Source organism: Microbacterium sp. BWR-S6Y, assembly GCF_041379845.1.
In the GTDB taxonomy this organism is placed as follows: domain Bacteria; phylum Actinomycetota; class Actinomycetes; order Actinomycetales; family Microbacteriaceae; genus Microbacterium; species Microbacterium hydrothermale.
In genome coordinates this window covers 304,355-327,941 of sequence record NZ_JBFECV010000002.1, presented here as the reverse complement: position 1 = coordinate 327,941, position 23,587 = coordinate 304,355, and the positions used below count along the sequence as shown (strand labels likewise).

Annotated in this window: 22 protein-coding genes; 8 read left to right on the top strand and 14 right to left on the bottom strand. The window is 70.8% G+C overall.

Annotated elements, in window-relative coordinates; genetic code table 11:
* Window positions 1-164: 164 nt before the first annotated feature.
* From AB1K56_RS05390 to AB1K56_RS05380, 3 genes are all read right to left on the bottom strand, one after another.
* The gene (locus AB1K56_RS05390; RefSeq protein WP_371204883.1) at window positions 165-767 is read right to left on the bottom strand and encodes a class I SAM-dependent methyltransferase; all 603 of its coding nucleotides are present in this window, start codon (window positions 765-767) and stop codon (window positions 165-167) included.
* Window positions 768-1,017: 250 nt separating this feature from the next.
* Window positions 1,018-1,662: an FMN reductase gene (locus AB1K56_RS05385; protein WP_371204881.1), complete on the bottom strand. Its 645-nt coding sequence runs from the start codon at window positions 1,660-1,662 to the stop codon at window positions 1,018-1,020.
* Window position 1,663: 1 nt separating this feature from the next.
* Complete coding sequence (locus AB1K56_RS05380) at window positions 1,664-2,896, bottom strand: LLM class flavin-dependent oxidoreductase (RefSeq protein ID WP_371204880.1); 1,233 nt, start codon at window positions 2,894-2,896, stop codon at window positions 1,664-1,666.
* A 137-nt stretch (window positions 2,897-3,033) separates the two neighbouring features.
* Between AB1K56_RS05380 and AB1K56_RS05375 the strand changes: the two genes are divergently transcribed.
* Window positions 3,034-4,101 carry an acyltransferase family protein gene (locus AB1K56_RS05375; RefSeq protein ID WP_371204879.1) on the top strand — a complete coding sequence of 356 codons (1,068 nt, stop codon included), beginning with the start codon at window positions 3,034-3,036 and terminating at the stop codon, window positions 4,099-4,101.
* Window positions 4,102-4,318: 217 nt separating this feature from the next.
* On the opposite strand, the gene efeB is transcribed toward AB1K56_RS05375, so the two are convergent.
* The 3 genes from efeB to efeU all read right to left on the bottom strand — a co-directional run bounded on the left by efeB (window position 4,319) and on the right by efeU (window position 7,948).
* Entirely contained in the window at window positions 4,319-5,638 is a 1,320-nt protein-coding gene (gene efeB, locus AB1K56_RS05370; protein ID WP_371205061.1) for an iron uptake transporter deferrochelatase/peroxidase subunit, read from the bottom strand.
* 2 nt (window positions 5,639-5,640) lie between these two features.
* Window positions 5,641-6,870, bottom strand: coding sequence for an iron uptake system protein EfeO (gene efeO, locus AB1K56_RS05365; protein ID WP_371204878.1), 1,230 nt, complete (start codon window positions 6,868-6,870; stop codon window positions 5,641-5,643).
* Window positions 6,871-6,934: 64 nt separating this feature from the next.
* Entirely contained in the window at window positions 6,935-7,948 is a 1,014-nt protein-coding gene (efeU, locus tag AB1K56_RS05360; protein WP_371204877.1) for an iron uptake transporter permease EfeU, read from the bottom strand.
* A gap of 203 nt (window positions 7,949-8,151) precedes the next feature.
* Here efeU and AB1K56_RS05355 point away from each other — a divergent pair, with 203 nt between their 5' ends.
* A complete protein-coding gene (locus tag AB1K56_RS05355; RefSeq protein WP_371204876.1) occupies window positions 8,152-9,168 on the top strand; it encodes an isopenicillin N synthase family dioxygenase in 1,017 nt (338 codons plus the stop codon).
* 194 nt (window positions 9,169-9,362) lie between these two features.
* On the opposite strand, the gene rpsO is transcribed toward AB1K56_RS05355, so the two are convergent.
* Window positions 9,363-9,632, bottom strand: coding sequence for a 30S ribosomal protein S15 (gene rpsO, locus AB1K56_RS05350; RefSeq protein ID WP_058623437.1), 270 nt, complete (start codon window positions 9,630-9,632; stop codon window positions 9,363-9,365).
* A 201-nt stretch (window positions 9,633-9,833) separates the two neighbouring features.
* Here rpsO and AB1K56_RS05345 point away from each other — a divergent pair, with 201 nt between their 5' ends.
* From AB1K56_RS05345 to AB1K56_RS05335, 3 genes are all read left to right on the top strand, one after another.
* Entirely contained in the window at window positions 9,834-10,055 is a 222-nt protein-coding gene (locus tag AB1K56_RS05345; protein ID WP_136587905.1) for a DUF167 domain-containing protein, read from the top strand.
* A complete protein-coding gene (locus tag AB1K56_RS05340) occupies window positions 10,052-11,356 on the top strand; it encodes an MFS transporter (protein ID WP_371204875.1) in 1,305 nt (434 codons plus the stop codon). Before AB1K56_RS05345 ends, AB1K56_RS05340 begins: the two co-directional genes overlap by 4 nt.
* Before the next feature lie 191 nt (window positions 11,357-11,547).
* Entirely contained in the window at window positions 11,548-12,465 is a 918-nt protein-coding gene (locus AB1K56_RS05335) for a DMT family transporter (RefSeq protein WP_371204874.1), read from the top strand.
* Window positions 12,466-12,549: 84 nt separating this feature from the next.
* On the opposite strand, the gene AB1K56_RS05330 is transcribed toward AB1K56_RS05335, so the two are convergent.
* The 3 genes from AB1K56_RS05330 to AB1K56_RS05320 form a co-directional block, all read right to left on the bottom strand.
* Window positions 12,550-13,110, bottom strand: coding sequence for a YceI family protein (locus AB1K56_RS05330; RefSeq protein WP_371204873.1), 561 nt, complete (start codon window positions 13,108-13,110; stop codon window positions 12,550-12,552).
* 142 nt (window positions 13,111-13,252) lie between these two features.
* Window positions 13,253-13,618, bottom strand: coding sequence for an FKBP-type peptidyl-prolyl cis-trans isomerase (locus AB1K56_RS05325; protein ID WP_013583439.1), 366 nt, complete (start codon window positions 13,616-13,618; stop codon window positions 13,253-13,255).
* Between the two features lie 245 nt (window positions 13,619-13,863).
* Window positions 13,864-15,024, bottom strand: coding sequence for a PrsW family intramembrane metalloprotease (locus AB1K56_RS05320; RefSeq protein WP_371204872.1), 1,161 nt, complete (start codon window positions 15,022-15,024; stop codon window positions 13,864-13,866).
* An 81-nt stretch (window positions 15,025-15,105) separates the two neighbouring features.
* On the opposite strand from AB1K56_RS05320, the gene AB1K56_RS05315 reads away from it, so the two are divergent.
* Window positions 15,106-15,972: a fumarylacetoacetate hydrolase family protein gene (locus AB1K56_RS05315; protein WP_371204871.1), complete on the top strand. Its 867-nt coding sequence runs from the start codon at window positions 15,106-15,108 to the stop codon at window positions 15,970-15,972.
* A gap of 70 nt (window positions 15,973-16,042) precedes the next feature.
* On the opposite strand, the gene AB1K56_RS05310 is transcribed toward AB1K56_RS05315, so the two are convergent.
* The 4 genes from AB1K56_RS05310 to AB1K56_RS05295 form a co-directional block, all read right to left on the bottom strand.
* A complete protein-coding gene (locus AB1K56_RS05310; RefSeq protein WP_371204870.1) occupies window positions 16,043-17,506 on the bottom strand; it encodes an aspartate ammonia-lyase in 1,464 nt (487 codons plus the stop codon).
* A 114-nt stretch (window positions 17,507-17,620) separates the two neighbouring features.
* Window positions 17,621-18,529 carry a phosphodiesterase gene (locus AB1K56_RS05305; protein ID WP_371204869.1) on the bottom strand — a complete coding sequence of 303 codons (909 nt, stop codon included), beginning with the start codon at window positions 18,527-18,529 and terminating at the stop codon, window positions 17,621-17,623.
* Between the two features lie 119 nt (window positions 18,530-18,648).
* Window positions 18,649-18,978, bottom strand: a complete 330-nt coding sequence (locus tag AB1K56_RS05300; protein ID WP_136587897.1) for a peptidase — start codon at window positions 18,976-18,978, stop codon at window positions 18,649-18,651.
* Complete coding sequence (locus tag AB1K56_RS05295) at window positions 18,978-20,195, bottom strand: inorganic phosphate transporter (RefSeq protein WP_136587896.1); 1,218 nt, start codon at window positions 20,193-20,195, stop codon at window positions 18,978-18,980. The genes AB1K56_RS05300 and AB1K56_RS05295 overlap by 1 nt, the downstream gene beginning before the upstream one ends.
* 209 nt (window positions 20,196-20,404) lie before the next feature.
* Between AB1K56_RS05295 and AB1K56_RS05290 the strand changes: the two genes are divergently transcribed.
* Window positions 20,405-22,519, top strand: coding sequence for a S9 family peptidase (locus tag AB1K56_RS05290; RefSeq protein ID WP_371204868.1), 2,115 nt, complete (start codon window positions 20,405-20,407; stop codon window positions 22,517-22,519).
* Window positions 22,520-23,033: 514 nt separating this feature from the next.
* Window positions 23,034-23,582: an endonuclease domain-containing protein gene (locus AB1K56_RS05285; protein WP_371204867.1), complete on the top strand. Its 549-nt coding sequence runs from the start codon at window positions 23,034-23,036 to the stop codon at window positions 23,580-23,582.
* Window positions 23,583-23,587 lie beyond the last annotated feature (5 nt).

The window sequence follows — 23,587 nt, the reverse complement described above, 5'->3', positions numbered from 1 at the left end:
GGCCCTCCGCGACCGAGCGGAGACGCGCCGGCCGGGCCTCAGCGCACCGGCAGGGCATGCGTCGACGAGCGCCGGCCGGGCCCCGGCGCACCCGCGCGGCATGCGTCGGTGACGGAGGCCCGTGAAGCGTCCGCACCGCGCACGAGCGACCGTGCCGGCGGGCCTCAGCGCACCCGTACCGCGTGCAGCAGCGTGTCGACCGCCGCAGAGGCGTGTCCGCCGCGCAACTCGGCGTCGTCGCTCTCGCGGACGACCTGCGCGCAACGCACGAGGTGGAACCGGTCGCCGAGTGCACCGCGCAGCAGCTCGGGCGTGTAGAGGATCGCGGGGTCCGACGGCCCGTGACCGCCCGCGGCGATGTTGTCGACGTCGTGGCCGATCACCACGAGCGTCCCGCCGGGCGCGACCCACTCCGCGATCCGCGCGACGGCTGCGGCACTGTCGCGCAGGTGCAGATAGCAGGAGACGACCAGATCGACCGATGCCGCGGGTTCCCACTCGCGCACGTCGGCGTGCGCCCAGGTCACGGAATCCGCGCCGGGGCGAGCCGCGGCGAGCGCGAGCCCCGCGGACGAGAAGTCGACGGCCGTGACGTCCCAGCCGCGCGCGGCGAGCCAGATGGCCGTGCGTCCGTCGCCGGTCGCGACATCGATCGCCGCACCGGGGGTGAGCTCGGCGACGATCTCCCGCACGGCGGCGGGCGGCTCTGTGGCCCAGACCCCTCCGGCGGAGGCGCGGTAGCGCTCATCCCACTGCGTGGCATCCATTCGACTCCCTCTCGTCGTTGCCACCCTAGAACGCCAGAACCGCGCCGCGGCGAGCGCTCGCTCACAGCCTCCGCGATACGCACAACCTCAGCCGCTGAACCGCAAACACGACGAAGGTTGCGCACATGAGGGAACCTTCGCCCCGCCCGTCCGCACGAAGGTCGTTGAGCACGCACCACCGACCCAGCCCCACCACACGTGCGTCGACGCCCCGCCACCTCCACGGGCGACGGAGCGTCGACGTGCGGGCTCACTCCCCCGACAGACCACCCAGCAAGTGGCCGAACGACCGGCCCTCGCCGAGGTACGACGACGGTTCGAACGGATCGGCGTCCTGCACGGGTTCGCGGGCCGCGATGGCATCCGCGAACTCCCGGGCGCCGCGGTCGACGCGCGAACCGAGGGGGGCGACCTCGTCGGCGTTGGCACCCCAGTCACTGGATGCCGCGAACACGCCCGTCGGCACCGGGTTGGCGTGCAGGTAGGTGAACAGGGGCCGGATGGCGTAGTCGATCGCGAGCGAGTGCCGGGCGGTGCCGGCGTTCGCGCCGATGAGCACCGGGGTGCCCGTGAGCGCCTGCGGGTCGAGCACGTCGATGAACGACTTGAACAATCCCGAGTAGCTCGTGGAGAAGATCGGCGTGACGGCGATGAGGCCGTCGGCCGAGACGACGGTGTTGATCATCTGCTCGAGAGCCGCGGGAGCGAAGCCGGTGAGCAGGTTGTCGGTCAGGTCGTGCGCGTAGTCGCGGAGCTCGAACACGTCGGCCGTGGCCTCGATGCCGCGCTCGCGCAGCTCGGCGAGCGCGGCGTGGGCGAGACGGTCGCCGAGCATGCGCGTCGACGAGGGCGTGGACAGCCCCGCGGTCACGACCGCGATGCGGCGGGCGGCCATCTCAGGCACCCACCTTCGTCGCGGCGGCGCCGAACGCGCTGCCGGTGCGGGGCGCGGCATCCTGGTACGGGCTTCCCGAGACCATGTTGTCGCCGCGGTTCGCGCCGGGCACGGCCTGACGCGGGGCCGCGCCGGCGTAGATCTTCTCGACCTGGTTGGCGTGCGTGGGAGCGTCGGGCACCTCGGCCGGGCGGTTCTTCTGCAGCTCCTTGCGCAGGACGGGAACGACCTCGCCACCGAGGATGTCGAGCTGCTCGAGCACCGTCTTGGTCGGAAGACCCGCGTGGTCGATGAGGAAGAGCTGGCGCTGGTAGTCGCCGAAGGTCTCGCGCATCGCGGCGTAGCGGTCGATGATCTGCTGCGGCGAGCCGACGGTCAGCGGGGTCATCTCGCTGAAGTCCTCGAGGCTCGGGCCGTGGCCGTACACGGGGGCGTTGTCGAAGTACGGACGGAACTCCCGCACGGCGTCCTGCGAGTTGGCGCGCATGAACACCTGGCCGCCGAGGCCGACGATCGCCTGCTGGGGCGTGCCGTGTCCGTAGTGGGCGAAGCGCTCGCGGTACAGCGTGATGAGGCGCTGGTAGTGCTCCTTGGGCCAGAAGATGTTGTTCGCGAAGAACCCGTTGCCGTAGTAGGCGGCCTGCTCGGCGATCTCGGGCGTGCGGATCGATCCGTGCCACACGAACGGGGGAACGCCGTCGAGGGGACGCGGGGTCGAGGTGAAGCCCTGCAGCGGCGTGCGGAACTTCCCCTCCCAGTCGACGACGTCCTCGCGCCACAGCTTGTGCAGCAGGTCGTAGTTCTCGATCGTGAGCGGCAGGCCCTGACGGATGTCCTTGCCGAACCAGGGGTAGACCGGGCCGGTGTTGCCGCGGCCGAGCATGAGGTCGGCGCGACCGCCCGAGACGTGCTGCAGCATCGCGAAGTCCTCGGCGATCTTCACCGGGTCGTTCGTGGTGATCAGCGTCGTCGACGTCGTGAGGATGAGGCGCTCGGTCTGCGCGGCGATGTACGCGAGCGTCGTCGTGGGCGACGACGACCAGAACGGCGGGTTGTGGTGCTCGCCGAGGGCGAAGACATCGAGGCCGACCTCTTCGGTGTGCTTGGCGATGGTGAGCGTGTCCTTGATGCGCTGGGCTTCGCTCGGGGTCTTCCCCGTGGTCGGGTCCTGGGTGATGTCGCTCACCGTCATGACACCGAACTGCATGCCCGGCCAAGTGGTGTTCTCGCTCATGATGCGCCTCCGTTTTGTATGCATCTGAATATACATGGAAGAACGCACGACGCCCGACTTTATTCCGCCCTACCCCATCGGCATCCGGGATCCGACCCCGTGGACCGCGCGACACGTCGCGGTTATCGTCGCCGGGGATGACGGATGCCACCCCCTTCCCGCCGACCCGCGTGCCCTTCTGGGACAACGCGCGCTTCGCCGCCATCGTCCTGGTGGTCCTCGGGCACGCGATCCAGCGGCTGACCTACGACTCAGATGCCGCGGAGGCCGTCTACCTGCTCGTGTACGCGTTCCACATGCCGCTGTTCGCCCTCGTCTCGGGGTACTTCTCGTCGGCGGCCGAGCCGACGCGGCGTCGCATGGCCCGCCTGTTCACGGATCTCGTCGCGCCGTATGTCATCTTCGAGACCCTGTGGACGATCACGCAATTCCTCGTCACGGGGAGGACCAACCTCGACCCCGCGCAACCGTCGTGGACCCTGTGGTTCCTCCTCGCCCTGGCCCTGTTCCGCCTCGTCCTGCCTTACCTCGCCCTGCTGCGGGGCCCCCTCTTCTGGGCCCTCGCGATCTCGGTTGTCGCCGGGTACCTCCCCAGCATCGACTCGACGTTCTCGGTGTCGCGGTTCCTGGGACTGCTGCCGTTCTTCACCCTGGGGTGGTGGCTGTGCGAGCACGACGTTGTCGCTCGAGCGGGTCTCCTCGCCGCCCGACCCGTGTGGCTGCGTCTGCTCGCGGCGGGGGTGCTCGCGGGAGCCGGCGTGCTCGCGTACGTCTTCGTCGACGCCTGGAGCGCGATGCGCCTCGGCACGTGGTTCTTCTTCGTCGACGCCTACGTCGACCTCGACGCGCCGCAGTGGTGGGCCGGGGCCATCCGCCTCGCGATCATCGCGCTCGCGCTCGTGCTGATGACGGCTTTCCTGGCGCTGATCCCCCGCCGCGAGACCCGCTGGACCCCTCTGGGCCGGTACACGATGTACGTCTACCTGCTGCACACGTTCGTGCTCTATCCGTTCCGGCAGTCGGGGGTGCTGCGCGGTCTCGAACCCGTGTGGCTGTGGATCCCCGTGGTCGTGGTCGCGAGCGTCGTCATCGCCGTGGTCCTGTCGAGCCGCCCGGTGCGGCGCCTCACGCGCCCCCTGGTGGAGCCCCGGATGCCGTGGCTCTTCCACGACCGCGAGCTCGGCGCGGGCCGCGGCTCGCGCTAGCCGGCGCGCCCCGCGCCCCCCGCCCCGCGCCCCTGCGCCCCGCGCACCCCCGCCCCGCGAGATCAAGCGATCGGCGCGAGAGCACAGCCTCGGCGGCACCGCTTTCGTGTGACCTCGCGCCGAACGTGTGATCTCGACCGCGGCAGCGGCGCGGCGCAGCGCGACGCCGCAGCGGCGCGGCGCGACGCCTGCGCCGCGGCCGGGCGGCGCGCGGTCGCTACGCGCCGAGCAGGCCCGCCCCGATCGAGGTTCCGGCGGGAGCCGCGGGCGGCACCGCCCACAGTCCCGACCCGACGTGGCGGAGGTACTCGCCCATGGCATCCGTCGCCAGGGCCTTCTGCACGGTGATGTAGCGCTCGGGACTCTTCTGGAACGACAGGAAGAACAGCCCCGCGTTGAGCCGACCGAGGTCGGTCGTGCCGTCGACGAAGTTGTAGCCCCGCCGCAGCAACCGGATGCCGCCGTTCATGTCGGGATGCGCGAGACGCACGTGACTGCGCGGATCGATCGCGGGCGCGCCGCTGGCCCCCACGGCCGCGAAATCGGGGGCCGCGAACTCGTCGCCGCCGGAGAGCGGCGCACCGTTCGCCTTGTCGCGACCGACGACGCGGTCCTGCTCCGCGAGGCGGGTGCGGTCCCACGTCTCGATGAGCATCGCGATGCGCCGGGCGACCAGGTACGATCCGCCCGCGAGCCACGCCGGCCCCTCGGATGCCGAGACCCAGACGTTTTCGTCGAGGGCGGCGGTGTCGTCGGCGAGGATGTTCGCCGTGCCGTCCTTGTAACCGAAGAGGTTGCGGGGCGTCGCCTGCGAGGCCGTCGTCTTGGACGTGCGGCCGAAGCCGAGCTGCGACCAGCGGATCGTCGCCCGGCCGAACGCGATGCGGCTGAGGTTGCGGATCGCGTGCACGGCCACCTGCGGGTCGTCGGCGCAGGCCTGGATGCAGAGGTCGCCGTCGGAGCGCAGCGGATCGAGGTCGTCGCCGAGGAACGCCGGCAGGCGCTCGAGCCCCGCGGGCTTCTGGGCCGCGAGCCCGAAACGGTCGTCGAACAGCGACGGACCGAATCCGAACGTGATCGTGAGGTTGCTCGCGGGAAGACCCAGCGCCTCACCGGTGTCGTCCGGCGGAGCCTCGGGAGAGCCGCCGACCGCGCCCGTCGCGCTGACGTCGAGTCCCTGCATCATCCGCGTCGCGGCGTAGGTCCAGTCCGCAAGCAGCTCGGCGAGGTCGTCGCGGGTGGTGCGGGCCATCATGTCGTACGACGCGAAGTGCAGGTGGTCCTGGACCGGGGTGGTGATCCCGGGCTGGTGCACGCCCGCGGCCGGGGCGACGGCATCCGTCGCCGTCCGCTCCTGCTCGCGGCCGTACGCCGCTCCGCCCACGAGCCCGACGCCACTGCCCACGACGAGGCCAGTGGCGCCGGCGCCGAGGGCCAGGCCCATCAGGCCGCGGCGGGACAGCCCCTGACTCGGGGCGGACGGCTCTGCGGCCGGCTCGGGAACCGGGGAGGCGGCGTCGGTGCGGTCGTCGTGCACGCTCACTCCAGGATCGTCACCGTCAGCTGCGAAAGCGGCTCGGCGAGGGCGTTGATGAGGTCGGTGAGCTGCCGCTTGTCGGCCTCGGTGAGCTGCGAGTACGGCACGAACCCGGCGTCTGCGGAGCCGTGCGCGGCGAGAGCCGCCTCGAGGTCGGCGTATCCCTTGTCGATGCGCGAGACCAGCTCGGCGCCCTTGTCGCCCTTCGAGTCGGCGAAGTCGCGCACGAGCGAGAACGCCATCTTCGACCCCTCGACGTTCGCGGCGAAATCGTACAGGTCGGTGCCCGACCACCAGTCCTCTTCGCCGCTGATCTTGCCGGTGGCGACCTCGTCGAGCAGCGCGATCGCGCCGTTCGAGATGCCGGCGACGCCCTGCGCGTCGAGCGCCTGGGTGAAGGCGTCGGAGTGCACGTAGTCGTACAGCTCCTGCGTGTCGGCGATGAGCTTGTCGCCATAGGTGGCGCGCTCGGCGGGGGTGGACGGCGCCCAGTTGTTCCAGGCCGGGGTCTCGCCGTCGGCGTTCAGGGCGTCCTGCGCGGGGACCCACAGGTCTTTCTCGAGGCGGTGGAACCCGGTCCAGTCCAGGCCCTCGGCAACGGCGTCGACCTCGCGGTAGTCGATGCGGGGGTCGAGGTCGCCGAGCGCCTCGGCGATGGGCTCGATGCGCTCGTAGAAAGCGCGCACGCGGGGGAACTGCTCGCGGGCCGCGGCGTCGTCCCCGCCCTCGTAGGCGGCGGCGAGGGTCTGCACCGCGGGGATGAGCTGGCCGACCTGGTCCTTCACGAACGCGGCGTAGAGGTCGACGGCCTGCTGCTTCTGCTCGGCATCCGGTCCCTCCACGGCCACCGCGTCGCCGGTGACGGTGAACGCCGCCTTGCCGACTCCGTCGCCGACCATCCCCGGCTTGCACAGGGTGTAGTAGTCACCCGGCTGGGCGACCACGGTGAGGCTGCGCGAGGCGCCCGGGGCGATGTTCTCGACCTCGCCGACGATGCGGAGGCCGTCGGATGCCAACAGGTAGAACTCCGTCGTCTGCTCGCTCTTGTTGTCGACAGTGAAGGCGACGGTGCCGCTGGGCGCGCTGCCGGCCGAGACGGCGCAGCCGTCGGCGGTCGAGGTGACCGTGAGCGCGCCGGAGGCGGCGGCGTCGGTCTTGGCCACGCAGCCCGAGAGGACGAGGACGGCCGCGCCGGCCGCAGCCGAGGCCGCGAGGAGGCGTGTCGAGTTCATGATGCTCCGTTCGATGAAGGAAGAAGGATGCCGCGGCGTCGGGCGCGCGCGGGAGAAGCGGGGGCTACGGGGCCGTGGGCGTGCCGACCGCCGCCGCGGGGCGTGCGGTCGCCGCGCGCGCGGGGTGCGGCGCCTCGGAGGGCGCCGGTCCGGCGGGGACGGGGACGGCCGGGGCCGAGACGGCGGGGCGAGGACGACGGCCCGCGCGCACGCCCCGGATGAACAGCGGGGCGACCACGGCGACGTACACCACCCACGCGAGCACCTGCAGCCACGTCATCTGCGGCATGAAGCCCACGGTGGCCTGCAGCAGCACGGCCAGGGCGCTGTCGGGGGCGATCGAGGTCGAGACGTCGAACGCCCAGCCGAAGGGGAAACCCGCCCAGCCGACGGCGACCAGCCCCGTCGTCGGGTCGACGGGCGCGCCGGCCCCGAACGGGCCGGGGAGCGCCCCCGCCTCCTGCAGGTCGTGGAAGGCGTAGGCGAGCACGCCTGCGGCGACGATGACGAGGACGCCGCCGGTCCAGGTGAAGAACCGGCCGAGGTTGAGCCGCAGCATCCCGCGGGCGATGAACCATCCGAGCACGACCGCGGTGGCGAGTCCCAGGAGGGCGCCGAGCAGGGCGATCGGGGATTCCCCGAACGACTGCACCATCGACCACAGCAGCAGGGTCGTCTCGACGCCCTCCCGGGCCACCGAGACGAAGCCGATCGCGACGAGCGCCCACACCCCGCCGCGCAGCGCCTTGTCGATCCCGCCCTCGAGACCCGCCTTGAGCGTGCGGCCGGCCTTCTGCATCCAGAAGATCATCCAGGTGACCATGGCCACGGCGAGCAGCGACAGGCCGCCGCCCAGGAGCTCCTGCGCCTCGAAGGTCAGCATGTACGCGCCGAAGGTGAAGATCGCTCCCACCCCGAGCGCGAGGGCGACCGCGAGGCCGACGCCCGTCCACAGCTTGGGCAGGGCGTCGCGGCGGTCGAGGCGCGTCAGGTAGGCGACGAGGATGCCGACGACGAGCGCGGCCTCGAGGCCTTCGCGGAGGCCGATGAGGAAGGTGGCGAAGAAGCTGGCAAGCACGGGCGGGTATTCCGACTTTCACGAGGAGGAAGGACCGCGACGCTGCGGATCAGGTAAGGACAGCCTCACCTGACTGTGACAGATTACGCACTTTCGCCGGATCGCGCATCCCCGATTCCTCGACGCATCGTTCGCCACCCCCGGCGGCGGTAACGCTCGGCAACAATCGCGCGCCGCTCCCCGCCCCGACCTAGCCTCGATCCATGTCCGCGTTGAACCTCCCGATCCTCGACCTCTCGCTCCTCGACCAGGGACCCGAGGCCGCGTCCCGCTTCCGCGACGAGCTGCGCGCCGCCACCCACGACGTCGGCTTCTTCTACCTCACCGGCACGGGTGTGACCCCCGATCTCGAGGCGCGTCTGCTGCAGGCCGCCCACGACTTCTTCGCCCTCCCCGAGGCCGACAAGCTCGCGATCGAGAACATCACGAGCCCGCACTTCCGCGGCTACACCCGCGTCGGCGGTGAGCGCACGCAGGGTCGCGTCGATTGGCGCGAGCAGATCGACATCGGCCCCGAGCGCGAGGCGATCCCGGATGCCGACGGCCCCGGCTACAACCGCCTCGTCGGGCCGAACCTGTGGCCCGCGGCCCAGCCCGAGCTCAAGGACGTCGTGACCGAGTGGCACGACCACCTCACCGGCGTCGCCCGCAAGCTGCTGCGCGCGTGGGCTCTCGCCCTGGGTGCGGAGGAGCAGTACTTCGACCGCCACTTCGGCGACCCGCAGACCCTCATCAAGATCGTCCGCTACCCCGGCAAGGACGACCCGACTCCCCAGCAGGGCGTGGGCGCCCACAAGGACTCGGGCGTGCTCACCCTGCTGTGGGTCGAGCCCGGCAAGGGCGGACTTCAGGTCGAGCGCGACGGCGAGTGGGTCGACGCTCCCCCGGTTCCGGGCGCCTTCGTGGTCAACATCGGCGAATTGCTCGAGTACGCCACGCAGGGGTACCTGACGGCGACGAACCACCGCGTCATCTCGCCGACGTTCCCCGACGAGCGCATCTCGGTGCCGTTCTTCTTCAACCCCGCCCTCGACGCGCGCCTGCCGATCATCGAGCTGCCCGAGGAGTTGGCATCCGAGGTCCGCGGCGTCACCGACGACCCGACCAACCCCATCCACGCGACCTACGGCGAGAACGCCCTGAAGTCGCGCCTGCGCGCCCACCCCGACGTGGCCGAGCGCTGGCACGCGGATCTGCTGGCCGCGCGCGCGGCATCCTGAGCGCTGGGGAACCCTCTCGATAAACGCCGATCCTGTCGAGACACGCCGCGACACCGCGTGTCTCGACAGGATCGGCGTTTATCGCGTGGAGGCGCGGCGGAGCGGGAGCGGCGAGCGCCCGGGAACGCCGAAGGCCGCCCCACACCGTGGGGCGGCCTTCCAAGAATGTTTTGCGCGATAGAACGCTGGTGCGATTAGCGACGCAGACCGAGACGCTCGATGAGCGAGCGGTAACGGTTGATGTCGACGTCCTGCAGGTAACCCAGCAGGCGGCGGCGCTGACCGACGAGCAGGAACAGCCCACGGCGCGAGTGGTGGTCGTGCTTGTGGAGCTTGAGGTGCTCGGTGAGGTCCTTGATGCGCTGCGTCATCATCGCGACCTGCACCTCGGGGGATCCGGTGTCACCGGGGTGCGTCGCGTACTCTTCGATGATCGCCTTCTTGACGTCTGCTTCGAGTGCCATAGATGGGATCCCCTTCCTCTTGTTGCGCGGCGCCCGGCACCTGATGTGCGAGCTCTCTTTATCCGCGGCCGATCGAACGGCAACCGCATGAGTCTACCAGCATCGGGATGCCGCGAACGACCCGCCGTGGACAGGCCGACCGTCCGCCCGCCAGGGTCGCCCGCGTGCCGTCGTGTCGGAGGCCTGGCGTAGCCTCGATCCGTGCAGCTCACCGTTCGCGTCAAGCCCGGCAGCTCCCGCGGCCCCCTCGTCGAGGACGACGCCGACGGGCTCGTCGTGCACGTGCGCGAGCGGGCCGTGGACGGCGCGGCCAACCGCGGAGTGGTGAAGGCCCTTGCCGCCCACTTCGGCGTGGCCCCGCGCGACGTCGAGATCGTGCGCGGGCACACCTCCCGCACGAAGCGGGTCGAGGTCGACGCGTGACGACCCGCCAGAGCGCCCTCATCGATCTGCGTCCGCTGACGACCTCGCCGGCGTTCGCGCGCCTGTGGATCGGGTCGACCCTCGCGGGCCTGGGCGGACAGCTCACGGTCGTGGCGGTCATGCTGCACGTGTTCGAGCTGACGCAGAGCACGTTCGCGGTGTCGATGATCGCGGTCGCGGGCCTGCTCCCGATGGTGGCCGCGGGGCTCTACGGCGGCATGCTCGCCGACGCCTTCGACCGGCGAACCGTCGCCCTGCTCTCCGCGGTCGTCACCTTCGCCTCGACCGCCCTGCTCGCGATCCTCGCGTGGACGGGGCTCGAGACGGTCGGGTGGCTCTTCGTGCTCAGCGTCGTGAACTCGGCGGCGAACTCGATCGTGATGGCCACCAAATCGGCCATCACGCCCCGCCTGCTCCCCCGCGACCTGCTCCCCGCCGCCGCCGCTCTGCAGGGGGTCACCGTCGGGATCATGGTCATGGCCGGTCCCGCCCTCGCCGGCGTGCTCGTGGCCTTCGCCGGCTACGCGTGGACCTACTCGCTCGACGTGCTGCTGATGACCTCGCTCTTCCTCGGCCTGTGGTCGTTGCCGCGACTGCGGCCCGAGGGCGAGGTGGTGCGCCCCGGCCTCGAGTCGCTGCGCGACGGCGCGCGCTTCCTGCGCCGCGCCCCCAACATCCGTCTGCAGTACATCCTCGACATCATCGCCATGACCTTCGGTCAGCCGGTGGCGCTGTTCCCCGCGATCGGCGCGGTCCTGCTCGGCGGTGGAGCCATCACCACCGGCGTGCTCACCGCCGCCGTGGCCGCGGGGGCGTTCCTGTCGAGCCTGTTCTCCGGACCCGTCGGCCGGGTCCGGCGCCAGGGCCTCGGGATCGAGCGGGCCATCCAGGTCTACGGCCTCTCGATCGGCGGGTTCGGCCTCGTGCTGCTCGCGGGGAGCCTGGGCTGGCTCCGCCCCGATCTGGTCGACGAGACGCACGCCGCCGTCGCGCTGATCGTCCTCGCGGCGGTCGTGCTGGCCGTCTCAGGCGCCGCCGACAACGTCAGCGCCATCTACCGCTCCACGATGATGCAGGCGGCGGTCCCGGATGCCATGCGCGGACGACTCCAGGGCATCTTCATCGTCGTGGTGGCCGGCGGCCCCCGCGTCGGGGCGCTCTACGCCGGAACCCTGGCCACCCTCGCCGCCCTGTGGGTTCCGCCCCTGTTGGGCGGGATCGTCATCCTGGCCCTCGTGGGCACGCTCGTGCGGTTCTCGCCCCGATTCCGCGACTACGACGCGCTGAACCCGCAGCCCTGACGACGCCCGAGCGGGCCCGCGGCGCGCCGTGTCACACCGCACCGCACCGCGTCTTGCGGCGCCGGACGACGCCGGGCGACGCGGCGCCGCTCGACGAACGGACGCCGCGCGACTGCCGAACCCCGGCGGATTCCGGACGTCGCATCCGCCCCACCCCGCTGGTGTCGGAGGGACGCCCTATCGTCGGGATCGTGGCATCCGGTCCTTCCCCCTCCCCCGCGTCCGTCGCGGTGCAGTTCGTGCTCACCGGCGTCGTGTGGGGGTCGAGCTTCCTCTTCATCGCGGTCGCGCTGACCGGCATGACGCCCGCGCAGGTGGCCGGCGGGCGCCTGCTGTTCGGCGCTCTCGCGCTCGGGGCGATCGTCGCCGTCCGGCGCGAGCGTCTGCCCCGCAGCCGGCGCGTCTGGGCCCACCTGGTCGTTCTGGGGTTCAGCTTCTGCGTCGTGCCGTTCCTGCTGTTCGCGTGGGCCGAGCAGTACGTGTCGTCGGGCCTGGCCAGCATCTTCAACGCCACGACCCCGATCATGACGGCGATCATGGCGTGGGCGGTCTTCCGCGTCGAACGCCTCCGGCCCGGTCAGCTCGCGGGGATCGCGGTGGGCATCGTCGGCGTCGTGGTGATCATCGCGCCCGGAGCGGTGGCCGATGTCGGCGGCAGCACGGTCGCCCAGCTCGCGCTGCTCGGCGCGACCGGGTGCTACGGCTTCAGCCTCGCGTACATGCGCCGTTTCCTCGGCGACACCGGCCTCTCGGGGATCGCCTTCGCGTTCGGGTACATCGGCCCGGCCGCGGCGTTCATGGTGCTGCTGTCGCCCGTCATCCTGGCCGAGCCGATGCGGCTCGACCTCCCCGTCGTGGGCAGCATCGTCGCCCTCGGCGTTCTCGGAACGGGGGTCGCGTACGTCTGGAACCAGAACACACTCCGCGCCTGGGGCCCCACGCGCGCCTCGACCGTCACGTACATCACCCCCGTCGTCGGGGTGGCTCTCGGCATCCTGGTGCTCGGCGAACGCATCTCGTGGAACGAGCCCGTCGGCGCGGCCGTGGTGTTCCTCGGCATCCTGCTCGTGCAGCAGCGCCTGTGCCTCCCCCGTCGCGTCGCCGCCTGAGCCCGAAGACGACGAAGGACCCGGATGCCGAGGCATCCGGGTCCTTCGCCATGCGTGGTCACCGCAGCGCGCGCTGCGGTGGGATCACGCCTGAAGCGAGAGCTGCAGATCGAGCTCGATCGTGACGTCCTTGCCGACGAGGACGCCGCCGGTCTCGAGGGCGGCGTTCCAGGTGAGGCCGAAGTCCTCGCGGTTGACGACCGTCTTGGCGGTCGCGCCGGCCTTGTAGTTGCCCCACGGGTCGGTGCCGAAGCCGCCGAAGTCGAGCGAGAAGGTGGCGGGCTTGGTGATGCCGCGAATGGTGAGATCGCCGTCGACGAGGAAGTCGCCGTCCTCGACGCGCACACCGGTCGAGCGGAAGTCGAGCGTCGGGTAGGCCTCGGCGTCGAAGAACTCGGCCGAGCGCAGGTGCTGGTCGCGACCCTCGTCCTTGGTGTCGACCGAGGTGACGTCGACGGATGCCTCGACGGTGGCCTCGAGCGGGTTCTCGGGGGCGACGATGGTGGCGCTCTTGACGCCGAAGGTGCCGCGCACCTTCGAGATCATCATGTGGCGCACCGAGAAGGTGACCTCGCTGTGCGCGGGGTCGAGGACCCAGGTTCCGGTCTTGTAGCCGGGGATGTCGAGGGTGGTTGCGTCGGTCATGTCACTCCTAGAGGTCTGGGGAGCCGTGTCGGCGTCCTGACGAGCCCAACTCCCATTCACACGAATGTATTCCACGATCGTGGAAAAAGACGAACCCGAGGGTGCCGCAGCCCCCTCGGGTTCGTGAACATCGGGTTTCTTCTCAGCCGACCTTGAGCAGGTCGATGATGAAGATGAGGGTCTTCCCGCCGAGGAAGTGGCCGCCGGCGGGACCGTAAGCGAGGTGCGGAGGGATCACGAGCTCGCGGCGTCCGCCGACCTTCATGCCCGGGATGCCGTCCTGCCAGCCCTGGATCAGGCCGCGGAGGGGGAACTGGATGCTCTCGCCCCGGCCCCACGACGAGTCGAACTCTTCGCCCGACTCGTACTCGACACCGGCGTAGTGCACGGTGACGGTGTCACCGGGCTTGGCCTCGTCGCCGTCGCCGACGATGATGTCGCGGATGACGAGGTCGGAGGGGGCGGGGCCGCTGGGAGCGTCGAACTCCGGCTTGGTGCGATCAGTCATGCATCCATCCAAGCACGCCGACCCGATCGGCGAAGCCCCTGGACAAAGACTCAGCGCCCGGTGCCGCGGCGATGCCTGCGTGTCTCCCGGGCGCTGAGTTGGTCCACACCGATGTTCCCCCCGCCTCGCGCCGGTGTCAAGACCCCGGTCGGCAAGACCACACGCGATCACCGCGACCGCACAGGGCACGTCCGGAACGGGCGCGGTGTCGGCATCCTGACGCGGTCTCGACGGCGCGAGAAGCGTCATCGCGACAGCAGGGCCGCCCTCGCCGCCGTTGTGCGCTCGAGCAGGTACCGCTCGGCCGCCGGGGCCTGCGGGTCGCGCCCCGACAGCGTGCGCTGACGCGCGGCGGCGAGCGCCGTGGCATCCGCGATGAACGTCTTCATGACCGGCGAGCGGTCCCCCGGCAGGGTGCGCGCCCACGCGAGGGCGGAACGACGCCCGGGCCCGGTCGCGAGCATGTCGACCTCCTGCGGGGTGAACCATCCGGCCGCCGCGTACTCGCCGAGGCGCGCGCGCGTCAGTCGCGCCTCCTCGCGGCGGAGGGCGAGGATCCCCAGGATGAAGAGCACGAACAGCGGCACCTGCAGCGCTGCGTAGACCTCGAAGAAGCTCGCGAAGGTGGCCGATCCGTTCCACAGACCGTGCAGCAGGATCGCCCCGATCAGACCCGGGATGCCGTAGGCCAGGGCCGCTCCGGTCCGCAGGCCGCGCCGCGCGGCGAGCCCGAACGCGAACCCCGTCAGGCTGGTGAACATGACGTGCGCGAACGGCGACAGCACCGCGCGCAGGAAGAACGTGCTCGCCACCTGCGCGGGACCGCCCTCGAGGTAGCTGATCGCGAAGTACTGGACGTTCTCGGTGAGCGCGAAGCCCGCGCCGATGAGCGCGCCGTAAACGATCCCGTCGACGGGGCCGTCGAAGGCGCGACGCGCGAACGCGAAGATGAGCAGGACGCCGAGACCCTTCGCGATCTCCTCGACGATGGGCGCCTGCACCACGGCGCTGAACGCCTCCGGCAGCCTGCCGAGCGCGAGGGTGAGCAGCAGGTCGACACCGAGTGCGATGACGACCGCGGCGATCGCCCCCCACGCGACGGCGAACACGAGCAGCCGCCGTGGCTCGGGTTCCCACCGGTCGATGTAGCGCACCGCGAACCACACGATCACGAACGGGATCGCGGCCAGGATCAGACCGAGGAACGTCGCCGCCGTCCCGAGGAACCCGGTGAAGTAGCGCACGAGGAGCGCCAGCAGGGGCGCGAGCAGTACCGCCACGACCCACAGGGCCACTCCCCCTCGCCGCGACCGCGGCGGCGCGGCAGAGACCGCGACCTGCGGAGCGGTGGAGATGCGGTCGGGTTCGATCGAATCGGGTCGCGAAAGCGGCGACGGGGAGCTCATGCGCACAGCCTAGGGTCGCCGATCGCCACACTGTCGAGGCTTGCGAACGCGCGCCCGGGGACGGGCCGGTAGCGTGGAGACATGCGTTTCGCCCACGTCCGGTCTCAGGAAGGGGCGGAAGCCCCTCGTCTCGTCAGCGTCCACGGCGAGGAGTTCTCCTTCGTCGACGCGCTCTTCGAGGGCGCTCCCGCCACGCTCGAGCAGCTGATCGCCGGCGGCGACACCCTGCTCGACCGCGTCCGCGACGCCGCCGCGACCGCCCCGCGCGCACCGCTCAGCGGCATCCGGTTCGCCTCGGCCGTCCTCGCTCCCCCGTCGATCCTCGCGGTGGGCCTGAACTATGCGGCGCACTCCGGCGAGCTCGGTCTGAAGACCGACGCGGGCCCGACCGTCTTCGTGCTGTGGCCCAATTCGCTCACCGCCCACGAGGCGACCACGTCGTGGCCGCGGGCACTCAGCGAGGCCGTCGATTACGAGGCGGAGCTCGGGGTCATCATCGGCCGCCCCGGCCGCGACATCGCGGAGGCCGACGCCCTCGACCACGTCTGGGGCTACACGGTCGTCAACGACATCACCGCGCGCAACATCCAGTTCTCCGAGGCGCAGTGGTCGCGCTGCAAGTCGTTCGACGGCTTCACCCCGACGGGTCCGTTCGTGGTCACGGCCGACGAGATCCCCGACCCGCAGGACCTGCACATCTGGACGGTCGTCGACGGACACACGGTGCAGGATGCCAGCACCGGCCAGATGGTGCGCTCGGTGAAGACGCTGATCAACAAGCTGTCCGAGTCGGTCACCCTGCTGCCGGGCACCCTCATCTCCACGGGCAGCCCCGGCGGCGCCGGCTACTCCCGTGACCCGCAGATCTTCCTGCGCGATCGCTCGACCGTCACCGTCGGGATCGACGGCATCGGCGAGCTGACGACGCACTGTCGCATCCTCGACTGACGCGGCATTCACGACGAAGGGCCGGGACGCTGCGTCCCGGCCCTTCGCGGCGCTCATGCCGGACCGCGGGTCAGTCCTCGACGACGCTGTCGGCGGCGCGCACGATCGGGATCGCCGCGGTCACCGCCTGCAGGCCCGACAGCCGCGCCGGCGAGATCTGCTTCGTGACCTCTTCGCGGGTCATCAGGCCCGCCTCCACGACGAGGTCGGCGACGTTGCGGTGCGTCAGCAGCGCGGTCTTGGCCAGGGCCGCGGCGGCCGCGTACCCGATGAAGGGGGTGAGGGCGGTGACGACGCCGACCGACGAGCCGACCATCGCCCCGAGTCGCTCGCGGTTCGCCGTGATGCCGTCGACGCAGTTGACCCGCAGGGTCCACATCGCCTGGCGCATCCAGGTGATCGACTGGAAGACCGAGTGCGCGATCACGGGCTCGAAGGCGTTGAGCTGGAGCTGACCGCCCTCGACCGCCATCGTGACGGTCATGTCGGCGCCGACCACCGAGAAGGCGACCTGGTTCACGACCTCGGGGATGACCGGGTTGACCTTGCCCGGCATGATGCTCGAGCCCGCCTGCCGCGGGGGCAGGTTGATCTCGCCGAGGCCGGCCTGCGGTCCCGACGACAGCAGCCGCAGGTCGTTGCAGATCTTCGACAGCTTGACGGCGTTGCGCTTGAGCGACGACGAGAACGACATGAACGCGCCGGTGTCGCTGGTCGACTCCACGAGGTCGGTCGCGGTCTCGAGGTCGAGCCCCGTGATCTCGCGCAGGTGCCGCAGCACCGATCCGGCGTAGCCGGCGTGCGCGGTGATGCCCGTTCCGATCGCGGTCGCGCCCATGTTGATCTCGAAGAGCAGGTACGCGTTCTCGGTCAGACGGTTGTAGTCCTCGCCGAGCGTCGTCGCGAAGCCGTGGAACTCCTGGCCGAGCGTCATGGGCACGGCATCCTGGAGCTGGGTGCGACCGACCTTGAGGACGTCGTGGAACTCCTCGGACTTCGACAGGAACGACTGGCGCAGCAGCGCGAGCTCTTCGAGCAGGCTCCGCAGCGTGAGCGACAGGCCGATCTTGATGGCCGTCGGGTAGACGTCGTTCGTCGACTGGCTGCGGTTGGTGTCGTCGATCGGCGACAGGAAGGCGTAATCGCCCTTCTCTCGACCGGCCATCTCGAGGGCGATGTTGGTGATGACCTCGTTGGCGTTCATGTTGGTCGAGGTCCCCGCGCCGCCCTGGATGACGCCGACGGTGAACTCGTCGTGGAACTCGCCGTCGATGACGCGCTGCGCGGCGCGGTCGATCAGGTCGGCCTTCGCCGGGTCGAGCACGCCGATCTCGCGGTTGGCGCGCGCCGAGGCCTGCTTGACCATCGCGAGGGCCCGCACGAGGTCGGGGTAGACCGAGATCGGCCGCTTCGCGATCGGGAAGTTCTCGAGGGCACGAGCCGTGTGGATCCCCCAGTACGCGTCGGCGGGGATCTCCAGGGATCCGAGGGAATCGGTCTCGATACGGGTGCGCGTCATTGCGTCCAAAGCCATGTGGGTGTCCTCGTGGGTGTCACGGCGAGCAGGGATGCCACGAGCCTAACCACCGTGACCGACGCGGTCGTTGGACACGGCGGCACGTGCCGACATCGCCACTGTCCCGCGCGTCTATTGCACGGGCGACTTTCGCGAGAAGGCCTCGAGGCGTTCTTCGGGGGTGAGCGCCGCCATCCGCTCCACCCACGCGGGGGTGAAGTATCCCGTCGTCTCCGCGTCGACCACCGGCACCACGGCGTGGGTGATCGTGTCGTCCCACACGTGGACCAGGTGGAACGAGCGTCCCCCGTCCATCCCGTTGACCGCGTCGGCGGGACGCGCGAGGTCCATCGTGTAGCACGAGGCCGCGGCGACGCTCACCGGCACCCCGGCGAAGGTTCCCGAGGTGGAGTAGTGCAGGTGCCCGGCGAGGATCGCACGCACGTCACTGCCGGCGATCGCCGCCGCGAGACCGGGCTGGTCGCGCAGTTCGAGGATGTCGAAGAACGGGATGTGCGTGGGCAGCGGCGGGTGGTGCAGGGCGAGGATGGTGCCCCGCGGTGCGGGGGTCGACAGCTCCGCGCGCAACCACTCGAGCTGGGCCGGGTCGAGGTCTCCGTGGTGCCAGCCGGGCACGGCGGAGTCGAGGGCGATCAGCCGCAGACCGCCGAGATCGTGCACGCTCGTCACCGGTTCTTCGGTGGCCTCGGCGTCGAGCAGCTCGGCCCGCAGCGCGGGGCGCTCGTCGTGGTTGCCGGCGACCCAGACGACCGGCGCGCCGAGGCGCTCGGCCCAGGGCTCGACCTCCGCGCGCAGGGCGCGGTAGGCCTCGGGCTCGCCGAGGTCGGTGAGGTCGCCGGTGAAGACCACGGCATCCGGTCGCACCCCGGTCGCCTCGGCCGCGGCGAGGGTGCGGCGCAGGTGCACGGCCGTGTCGTACCGGTCGCCGAGAAGCCGATCGCCGCCGAGCAGGTGGGTGTCGCTGAGGTGGAGGATCACGCGCGCGGCGGGCGCGTGCTGACCGAACTGCACGGATGCCATGACCTCAGCCTACGAGGGGGCTCCGACACCGGGAGTCCGGGCGGCGCCTCCCGCGACAGCGACCGTCCGCACCGGCCCGGCGCCGTGGCATCCGCCCGCGCCCCGCCGACGACGCGAGGTCAGTGGTTGAAGAGGATCAGCAGCAGGGCGCCCAGCACGGCCGCGCCGCACACCGCGAAGCACGCGTAGGCGCCGACGAGCGACAGGCGCTTCTGCCCCTCGCTGAGCGGATTCTTCTTGGCGGCCTTCGCCACGGCCTTCTCGGCGCGACGGCGCTGCTTGTCGCTGAGCACCGTGATGGCGTCGGTGAATTCCGCCGGGGCGACCAGCGGCGGGCGGCCCCCGCGCACCAGCAGGCGCAGACCGAGGGCGTAGAAGGTGACGACGATCGAGGCGCCCAGGAGGGCCGCGACGAAGACCTGCAGGAAGGCTTCCCAGTTGATGAGCATCAGGCGTCCTTCCCGGCCTTCTCGCGCTCGAGGCGACGCTGACGGCGGGTCGGTCCGGGCTTGCGCGGCACCTTCACGGCCGCGCCCGAGTCGGCGACCTCGCTCATCGCGTTCGCGGAGGTGACCGAGTCGCGCCGCGAGCGCAGGAACAGACCGAGCACGATCGCCACGGCGATCACGGCGTCGACGGCGACGCCCCACCCGCCCAGCCACACGACGATGAGCGCGGCGGCCGCGCCCACCGCACCGGCGGCGGGCAGCGTCAGCACCCAGCCGATCATGATGCGTCCGACGGTGTTCCAGCGCACGGTCGATCCGCGGCGGCCCAGGCCCGAGCCGATGACCGAACCGGATGCCACCTGCGTCGTCGACAGCGCGAAACCGAGGGCGCTGGAGGCGAGGATCGTCGCCGCGGTCGAGGTCTCGGCCGAGAAGCCCTGCGCGGGCTTGACGTCGGTGAGGCCCTTGCCGAGCGTGCGGATGATGCGCCATCCGCCCATGTAGGTGCCCAGGGCGATCGTGATGGCGCAGGCGAAGACGACCCACAGCTGCGGGTCGGGGTTCGCCGTGGACTGCCACCCGACGGTGATCAGGGCGAGGGTGATGACACCCATGGTCTTCTGCGCGTCGTTGGTGCCGTGGGCGAGGGCCACGAGCGACGAGGTGAAGATCTGCCCCCAGCGGAAGCCGTCGCGACCGTCGGCCTTCGCGTCGTAGCGACGCGTGACGCCGTAGGCGATCTTCGTCACGACGAACGCGATCACCCCGGCCGTCAGCGGAGCGATCAGGGCCGGCAGGATCACCTTGCTCAGCACCACTCCCGTGTCGATCGCCGAGGCGCCGACGCCCACGAGCGTCGCGCCGATGAGACCGCCGAACAGCGCGTGCGACGAACTGGAGGGCAGGCCCAGCAGCCACGTCAGCATGTTCCACGTGATCGCGCCGATGAGCCCCGCGAAGATGATCGGCGGGAAGATGTCGGGACTCAGCTGCTCCTCGCGGATCATCCCGCCCGAGATGGTCTTGGCGACCTCGGTCGACAGGAACGCGCCGACCAGGTTCAGACTCGCCGCGAGGAGGACCGCGACCTTCGGCTTCAGCGCACCCGTCGCGATGGGAGTGGCCATCGCGTTCGCGGTGTCGTGGAATCCGTTGGTGAAATCGAAGAACAGTGCCAGCGCGATGACCAGCACGATGATGAGGGCTGCGCTCTCCACCGTTCGCTTTCCGTGAGAAGGAGGGGGGATGCCGACGGGATCGGCGTGACGAACGAAGAGTTCACCTGGCGTTGTCCTTCCGTTCACCGGAAGACGCGACGACATCCTTTCACCCCGACCTGTGAGGGTCAAACGCGCGGACGACCGGGCGGGCGGCATCCGGTGCGTCCTCCCGGGCCGATGTCGCAGGGGCGCACTACCGTGGAACGGTGACCGACCTCGATCCGCAGCCCACGCCTCCCGTCGCCGACCGCCGCCCCGTCGCCCGCACGCACCACGGCGACACCTTCGACGACCCGTACGAATGGCTGCGCGCGAAAGACGACGCCGAGGTGGTGGCCCACCTCGAGGCCGAGAACGCCTACACGACCGCCCGCACCGCGCACCTCTCGCGCCTGCGCGACACCATCTTCGGCGAGATCAAGGGCCGCACGCTCGAGACCGACCTCTCGGTCCCCGCCCGCCGCGGCGACTGGTGGTACTACGGACGCACCGTCGCGGGGGCGCAGTACGGCATCCAGTGCCGCGCACCGCTCGACTCCCCCGACGACTGGACGCCGCCGACCCTTTCCCCCGACCGGCCCGTTCCGGGCGAGCAGGTGCTCTTCGACGGCAACGTCGAGGCAGAGGGCACCGACTTCTTCTCGCTCGGCAGCTTCGAGATCTCGAACGATGGCACGCGCATGCTCTACGGCATCGACGTCGCGGGAGACGAGCGCTACACCGTGCGCGTGCGCGACCTGACCACCGGAGAAACGCTCGCCGACGAGATCCCCGGCACGTTCTCGGGCGCGACCTTCTCCCCCGACGGCCGTTTCATCGTCTACACCACCGTCGACGACGCCTGGCGTCCCGACACCGTCTGGCTGCACGAGATCGGCACGGGGGTGGATGCCGACGTCCAGCTGTTCCACGAGAGCGACGACCGCTACTGGGTCGGGGCCGACTTCACCCGCAGCGACAAGTACCTGGTGATCGGCGTGGGCTCCTCGATCACCTCGGAGGAACGCCTGATCGACGCCGACGATCTGCGCGGCGAGGCCCGCGTCGTCTGGCCGCGGCGGGAGGGCGTGGAGTACTCGGTCGACCACGCGGCCGTCGACGGCGAAGACGTGCTGTACATCCTCCACAACGACGACGCCCTCGATTTCGAGCTCGTCCGGGTCGCGGCATCCGATCCTCAGGGACCGCGCAAGACCGTGATCGCCCACCGCCCCGGGCAGCGTCTGCTGGGGGTCGACACGTTCCGCGACTGGGGCGTCGTCGCCTACCGCCGCGAGGGCCTCGCGCGCCTGGGCATGCTCTCGTACGCCGACGGCGCGGTCACCGAGATCGCCTTCGACGAGCCCCTGTACAGCGTCGGCACGGGCGGCAACCCCGAGTGGGCGCCGCCGGTGCTGCGGGTCGGCTACGGCTCGTTCGTCACGCCGGGCACCGTCTTCGACTACGTCATCGACACCGGCGAACTGCTGCTGCGCAAGCGCCAGCCGGTGCTCGGGGGCTTCGACCCCGACGATTACGCGCAGGCGCGCGTGTGGGCACCCGCCGACGACGGGACCCGGGTGCCGGTGTCGCTCGTCTGGAAGCGCTCGTTCGGCGAGCCCGGCGACGCGCCCCGCCCCGTGCACCTGTACGGCTACGGCTCGTACGAGCACTCGATCGAGCCCGGGTTCTCGGTGCCGCGCCTGTCCCTGCTCGACCGCGAGGTCGTCTTCGCCGTGGCGCACGTGCGCGGTGGCGGCGAGATGGGCCGGCAGTGGTACGAAGACGGCAAGCTCACGGCCAAGCGCAACACCTTCACCGACTTCGTCGCGGCGGCACGGCACCTCGTCGCCGAGGGATACACGACCCCCGACCGCATCGTCGCCGAGGGAGGCAGCGCCGGAGGTCTGCTCATGGGGGCGGTGGCCAATCTCGCTCCCGAGATGTTCGCCGGCATCCTGGCCGACGTGCCGTTCGTCGACGCGCTGACCACGATCCTCGACCCCTCGCTGCCGCTCACGGTGATCGAGTGGGACGAGTGGGGCGATCCCCTCCACGACGCCGACGTCTACGCGTACATGAAGTCGTACTCGCCGTACGAGAACGTGCGCGACGGCGTCGAATACCCGCGGATCCTCGCCGTCACCTCGCTCAACGACACCCGCGTGCTCTACGTCGAGCCGGCCAAGTGGGTGCAGCGCCTGCGCGAGGTCGGTGCCGACGCGATGCTCAAGTGCGAGATGGTCGCCGGTCACGGCGGCGTGAGCGGTCGCTACAACGCGTGGCGCGAGCGCGCGTTCGAGCTGGCGTGGCTGCTCGACGTGCTGGGGCTCGCGGAGTAGGGGGCGCCGGCCGGAGATCGTGCGAGAACAGGACTCGGCTCAGCCCCCGCGTCCTGTTCTCGAATGATCGCCTGTCCTCGCTCGCGGGAGCACGACTCCTCCCCACCCTCACGGCATCCTGATCACTCCACCGTGGGGCACGTGGAGTCCCCGTCCGCCCGACGTCGGCGGGCAGCATCGGAGGATGAGTGACGCCCTCGTCGAATTCGTCCGCCGTCGAGGCGGCGCCGTTCACACCCGCACCGCGCGCGCCGCCGGGTTCACCCCGCACACGATGATCACGGCGGTGAGCGAGGGACGGATCGAACGCATCCGCCGGTCGTGGTTGGTCCACCCGGCGTGCTCCCATCCCCGCCGTGCCGCCGCCGCACGCGGAGGTCGAATCACCTGCCTCACCGCTGCCGCGGAAAGGGGGCTCTGGGCGCCGGCAACCGCGCATCCCCACATCTGGGTGCCGCCGACGGCGTCACGGCTGGATGCCACAGGCGTCAGGCTGCACCGTGGGGTCGGTCCCGTGCCCCTGGCGAACACCGACCCGGACGAGCACATCATCAACGTGCTCTTCCACGTGGCGACCTGCCTCCCGGCCGCGGATGCTCTCGCCGTCTGGGAGTCTGCCCTGCGGCGCCGGGCCGTCGACCCCGACGTGCTGGCACGTGTGATCTGGCGATCTCCGCGTGCGTCGGAGATCGCCCACGTCGCTGGCACCCTGTCGGATTCCGGACTGGAAAGCCACTTCCGCGCGCTCATGTTCGCTGCCGGCATCTCGGTGCGGCAGCAGGTGCGCATCGATGGACATGCCGTCGACGGGCTGATCGGGGAGCGCCTCATCGTCCAGCTCGATGGCTTTGCCTTCCACAGCAGTCCCACCGACCGCCGTCGTGACCTGGATCAGGACGCGAGACTCGTCCTCCGCGGCTACACCGTGCTGCGATTCGACTACGCGCAGATCATGTTCGAGCCCGAAACGGTGGTCGATCGCATCCGAACAGCGATGGCACAAGGCCTGCATCTCGGCCCGCATCGCCCCGGCAGGTCTCATTCACAACAGGACATCGCGTGAGAACA

Bases quoted from the DNA above. Each gene is read 5' to 3' on its own strand.
- AB1K56_RS05390 (WP_371204883.1), bottom strand. From the start codon at position 767: ATGGATGCCACGCAGTGGGATGAGCGCTACCGCGCCTCCGCCGGAGGG.
- AB1K56_RS05385 (WP_371204881.1), bottom strand. From the start codon at position 1,662: ATGGCCGCCCGCCGCATCGCGGTCGTGACCGCGGGGCTGTCCACGCCC.
- AB1K56_RS05380 (WP_371204880.1), bottom strand. From the start codon at position 2,896: ATGAGCGAGAACACCACTTGGCCGGGCATGCAGTTCGGTGTCATGACG.
- AB1K56_RS05375 (WP_371204879.1), top strand. From the start codon at position 3,034: ATGACGGATGCCACCCCCTTCCCGCCGACCCGCGTGCCCTTCTGGGAC.
- efeO (WP_371204878.1), bottom strand. From the start codon at position 6,870: ATGAACTCGACACGCCTCCTCGCGGCCTCGGCTGCGGCCGGCGCGGCC.
- AB1K56_RS05355 (WP_371204876.1), top strand. From the start codon at position 8,152: ATGTCCGCGTTGAACCTCCCGATCCTCGACCTCTCGCTCCTCGACCAG.
- rpsO (WP_058623437.1), bottom strand. From the start codon at position 9,632: ATGGCACTCGAAGCAGACGTCAAGAAGGCGATCATCGAAGAGTACGCG.
- AB1K56_RS05330 (WP_371204873.1), bottom strand. From the start codon at position 13,110: ATGACCGACGCAACCACCCTCGACATCCCCGGCTACAAGACCGGAACC.
- AB1K56_RS05325 (WP_013583439.1), bottom strand. From the start codon at position 13,618: ATGACTGATCGCACCAAGCCGGAGTTCGACGCTCCCAGCGGCCCCGCC.
- AB1K56_RS05320 (WP_371204872.1), bottom strand. From the start codon at position 15,024: ATGAGCTCCCCGTCGCCGCTTTCGCGACCCGATTCGATCGAACCCGAC.
- AB1K56_RS05315 (WP_371204871.1), top strand. From the start codon at position 15,106: ATGCGTTTCGCCCACGTCCGGTCTCAGGAAGGGGCGGAAGCCCCTCGT.
- AB1K56_RS05310 (WP_371204870.1), bottom strand. From the start codon at position 17,506: ATGGCTTTGGACGCAATGACGCGCACCCGTATCGAGACCGATTCCCTC.
- AB1K56_RS05305 (WP_371204869.1), bottom strand. From the start codon at position 18,529: ATGGCATCCGTGCAGTTCGGTCAGCACGCGCCCGCCGCGCGCGTGATC.
- AB1K56_RS05300 (WP_136587897.1), bottom strand. From the start codon at position 18,978: ATGCTCATCAACTGGGAAGCCTTCCTGCAGGTCTTCGTCGCGGCCCTC.